Consider the following 1,151-nt stretch of genomic DNA (forward strand, 5'->3'; position numbering starts at 1 on the left):
GCGGCGACCCGGGCGCCCCGCTGCGGCGGCTGCGCTGCCAGCAGGCACTCGCCCTGGCCGGCCCGGCGGCCGAACCCGCCGTGCGCGCGGTGCTGGACGACGCCGAACTGGGCGGCCTGGCCCGGGTCTGGCTGGCGGAGCAGGGTGCGGCGGACGTGCCGGCGCCGAGCGAGGCGATGGTGTTCTGGCTGACCGTGGACACGATCGCGGCGCAGCTCGCGGCGGACGGGGAGACCGAGGAACTGCCGGCCCTGATGGCGAGCCTCACGGCGCACCACTCCGGGTTCTTCGACACGGCGTGGCGGGTGGAGCACCCGGCGACGGCGGAGGTGCTGGAGGCGATGGGGCGGCTGCACCCGGACAAGAAGGCGGCGAAGGAGGCCCGCAAGGCAGCCTTCAAATCCCGCTCCCGCACGCCCTGACCCCGCGGGACACGTGCCCCTGCCGCCGCCTACGCCGGCCACCGCGGCAGGTCGCCCTGCACCACCCCTGCGGCGCGGCCGGGCGCGCCTCTTCCGCTTGCCGGCCGCCAGGGCACGGCTTTCCGGACGGGCTTCTGCCGCGGGGTGAGCCATGCCCGTCAGGTTGTCGGGGCGCGGCGTGCGGCGAAGCCGCGTCCGGGGCTGTCCGGCCCCGGGCGTGTTCACCCCGGCCGAACGGCCCGGGCGGCCCGAACGGCTGAGGCGGCACGGGCGGCCCGAAAGCGCCCGGACGGCGCAGGCGGCCCGGACGCTCGAACGGCCCGGGTAGGGCTTCGCCGGGCGGGTCCGAACGCCGGTGCCGGGGCGTGCACGGACAGCTGCGCCGACGGGAGGCTGATGCGTGTCCCCTTGGCGGGTGGCCGTAGTCGCGGCGCGGTGTCCCTCATCCCTCGTCCCTCATCCCTCGTCCGCCGGAGGCCTGCCTGCCGGGGCGTGCTCGTCCTGGCCGGCGGCCGACGTCGGGCTGCTTGCTCCACGCCGTTCGGCGAGCAACCGCCTGCGGGCCCTGCGCCCGCGGGCGCAGGCACGCGTCAGTCCTGTAGGGCGCCGGGGCACCGGGGCGCGGTGCACGGCCGCGTCCGGTCCTGGCCCTCCGGCGCCGGAGTGCGCTCGCCCCGGTCGGGACCCGGTGTGCCGGAGCGCGCTCGCCCCGGCCGAACCGGCCAGCTC

1 pseudogene is annotated in these 1,151 nt (G+C 78.3%); it reads left to right on the forward strand.

Going from position 1 to position 1,151, the window contains the following annotated elements:
- Positions 1-422 (forward strand): annotated as a pseudogene (locus tag GPJ59_RS36385) (hypothetical protein); the annotation flags it as partial.
- Positions 423-1,151 lie beyond the last annotated feature (729 nt).

The sequence above is a fragment of the Streptomyces bambusae genome, assembly GCF_019400985.1.
Classification (GTDB): domain Bacteria; phylum Actinomycetota; class Actinomycetes; order Streptomycetales; family Streptomycetaceae; genus Streptomyces; species Streptomyces bambusae_A.